The organism is Halolactibacillus halophilus (genome assembly GCF_900115605.1).
Lineage (GTDB): Bacteria > Bacillota > Bacilli > Bacillales > Amphibacillaceae > Halolactibacillus > Halolactibacillus halophilus.
This window is the reverse complement of the sequence record NZ_FOXC01000074.1, coordinates 1-2,849: the sequence shown is the minus strand read 5'-3', so window position 1 is coordinate 2,849 and position 2,849 is coordinate 1. Positions and strand designations below refer to the sequence as shown.

Genomic DNA, 2,849 nt, shown 5'->3' with positions numbered 1-2,849 from the left:
TAGTACTCACTTTTTCAAAAGCGAAAAAACTCTCTAAACCCCTGAAAAATAAGGGGTTAGAGAGTTTTTGTTTTAATTAAGTGTCAAACTCGAGAACATATTCTGTTGGCTTTTCCTATTTCATTTGTGTTGCATTCCCGTTTTATATCTTTTAATGAAGCGAACATTGCTTAAATAAGCCAGCTTTACTCTCTACTCGCACAAAAAAAGAACAACCCCTCAATAGAAATAGAAGGGTTATTCTTTCTGATCATTCCTGTCTTATTTTGTACCGAATAAACGGTCACCCGCATCACCAAGACCTGGGACGATGTAACCTTTTTCGTTTAGTTTTTCATCCAGTGCTGCAAGGTAAATATCAACATCTGGGTGTAGTTCTTTTACCGCTTCAACACCTTCAGGTGCAGCGATTAAACACATCAGTTTAATGTTAGTCGCTCCGCGTTTTTTCAGTGAGCTAATCGCGTCATTCGCACTACCACCCGTTGCAAGCATGGGGTCAACAACAATCAGTTCACGTTCATTAATATCATTTGGCATTTTAAAGTAGTATTCATGTGGTTTTAGTGTTTCCGGGTCGCGATACAAACCAACATGGCCTACTTTAGCTGTTGGTACGTGACGAAGAACCCCTTCTACCATACCTAAACCTGCGCGTAAGATAGGCACAATCCCGATTTTCTTACCAGCAATCACGTGTGACGTTGCCTTTGTGACAGGTGTGTCAATTTCTACTGGTTCTAGAGGTAAATCACGTGTAATCTCATACGCCATCAGTCCAGCAACTTCATCAACAAGTTCACGAAACTCTTTCGTGCCTGTTTCTTCTTTTCTAATATACGTCAATTTGTGTTGAATTAGTGGATGATCTAATACATATACATTACCCATCTTATCCGCTCCCTTATTGTATTTTGTGCATAGCTATTAAAAGCTTACATGTAATAGCACGTGCTTTCAAGTAAAAGTTGAAATTTATTCGAATTTATCAACTATACGAATCATATTTTACATCGTTCGTTCTCACTGGATTAAAGAAATGTATGATTTTCACTTCTTCACTCGCCGAAGTTGTTATGCTTCTGTTATGATATAATCAGATCATTCGACTCGTTAGTTTTGTCATAAGTACTACCAACATAAATCATCAATTTTAAAATATTGAGGTGACACATGAAAACAGTTCTATTAGGTGTAATGCTGATTTTAATTCTGTTTATCATCTTTTTATTACATCGCTTTACGAGAAAAAAACATTCTCATATGTTAGTTAAACTAATGGTGTTTCATTTATATGTATACATTGGCTTATTATTTTTTGTTAGTTATCATTTCTTTAGTGTGCTTCCTTATCATATGTGGACTGATGAGGTAAATGCATTATTCTCTATTGAAGCTAGGTCCGCAACAAACCATACAGCTTCACCAAGGTTAGCTAATTTTAAACAGCCTCATTCGAACTTGCTCCACGTTCCACTGATCAATCAATTTCCTGAATTACCAAGAGGATGTGAGGTCACAGCTCTTGCGATGTTAATGCAGTATTATGATGTCGATACAGATAAGTTGACTTTAGCTAAACAAGTAAAGAAAGATACCACCCCTTATAACGTCATCGATAATCACGTCCATTTCGGAAACCCGCATAATGGCTTTGTTGGAGATATGTATACATTTGAAGAACCTGGCCTTGGCGTCTATTATGAACCTTTGCTTGAATTAGCCAACAGTTATGATCATGTCACCGCAAAAAACTTAACCGGGCAAGATTTTAATGACCTTTTGGCTACTGTTGGGCGTCATCAACCAGTGCTTGTTATTACCAATATAACGTTTAAACCTTTACCAAGTGAGGCGTTTACCACTTGGCAGACAACTGATGGACCGATAACTATCACCTATAAAATGCATGCTGTTGTGATAACAGGATATGATAAAGATAGGATCTTCTTTAACGATCCCTATGATGGTCAAATGAAACAAGAAAATAAAACAGACTTCATCTCTGCTTGGGAGCAGATGGGAAGTCAAGCTCTTTCGCTGTCAATTAATGACTAAAAAATACCGTCCCTCGATTAGTTTAAAACTAACAATGGGACGGTATTTTTGTATACTCTTCTTCACTATATTTTTTACATATCCAGCTTGTTCAGTAGCATAAATGATGTTCAGCAATCATGTGTAGATTAACTTACTTTTGACACGATCTTCATTTTCAAGTGCCTCTAAATCAAATTTATCCTCCAGATAGATTTGATGCCAAATCATAAACATAAAAATCGTCCATAATTTCCGGCTATTATCGCATTTGTTTTGACAGTGATCATCTAACAACTGTCGAATCACGGCTTTATTTAATAGATGATCCGTTTCGCTTTCCTCGATTAACTGCTTAGCCCATGAATGTAATTCATTTTTTAACCAATGTCTGATTGGAACAGGGAAGCCTAACTTTTTACGGTTGAGTACGTGATCGGGAATGATACCTTCTGCTGCTTTTCTTAAAATATGCTTGGTTGTTCCTTCAGCAATTTTAAAGTCAACAGGGATTTCCCGCGCTACATTAAAGACTTCTTTATCTAAGAAAGGCACGCGCAACTCTAAAGCATGCGCCATTGTCATTCGGTCTGCCTTTAATAAGATATCCCCGCGTAACCATGTCTGAATATCAACATACTGCATTTGGTTCACAAGTGGCGTCTGTTTACTCGCTTCATAGAACGGTGAGGTAACCGTTTGATAGGGACGGTCACGATAAGAAAAGCTCGGCTAGGCCTCGCCCTTTTTGGGCTAGAGGTTAGCCGAGCTTTTCAATTCTGGATTTTTATAAGTGATGCCATGAAGGCTTG

Annotated in this window: 2 protein-coding genes and 1 pseudogene; 1 reads left to right on the top strand and 2 read right to left on the bottom strand. The window is 37.7% G+C overall.

Annotated features, from left to right (window positions below):
* Positions 1-261 precede the first annotated feature (261 nt).
* Positions 262-891 carry a uracil phosphoribosyltransferase gene (gene upp, locus BM098_RS13070; protein WP_089834075.1) on the bottom strand — a complete coding sequence of 210 codons (630 nt, stop codon included), beginning with the start codon at positions 889-891 and terminating at the stop codon, positions 262-264.
* Positions 892-1,173: 282 nt separating this feature from the next.
* Here upp and BM098_RS13065 point away from each other — a divergent pair, with 282 nt between their 5' ends.
* The gene (locus BM098_RS13065; RefSeq protein ID WP_089834073.1) at positions 1,174-2,058 is read left to right on the top strand and encodes a C39 family peptidase; all 885 of its coding nucleotides are present in this window, start codon (positions 1,174-1,176) and stop codon (positions 2,056-2,058) included.
* 117 nt (positions 2,059-2,175) lie between these two features.
* Here the strand turns inward: BM098_RS13065 and BM098_RS13060 are convergent.
* Positions 2,176-2,742 (bottom strand): annotated as a pseudogene (locus tag BM098_RS13060) (asparagine synthetase B family protein); the annotation flags it as partial.
* Positions 2,743-2,849 lie beyond the last annotated feature (107 nt).

Excerpts from the sequence above, each read along its gene's own strand:
- upp (WP_089834075.1), bottom strand. The coding sequence starts at position 891 with ATGGGTAATGTATATGTATTAGATCATCCACTAATTCAACACAAATTG.
- BM098_RS13065 (WP_089834073.1), top strand. The coding sequence starts at position 1,174 with ATGAAAACAGTTCTATTAGGTGTAATGCTGATTTTAATTCTGTTTATC.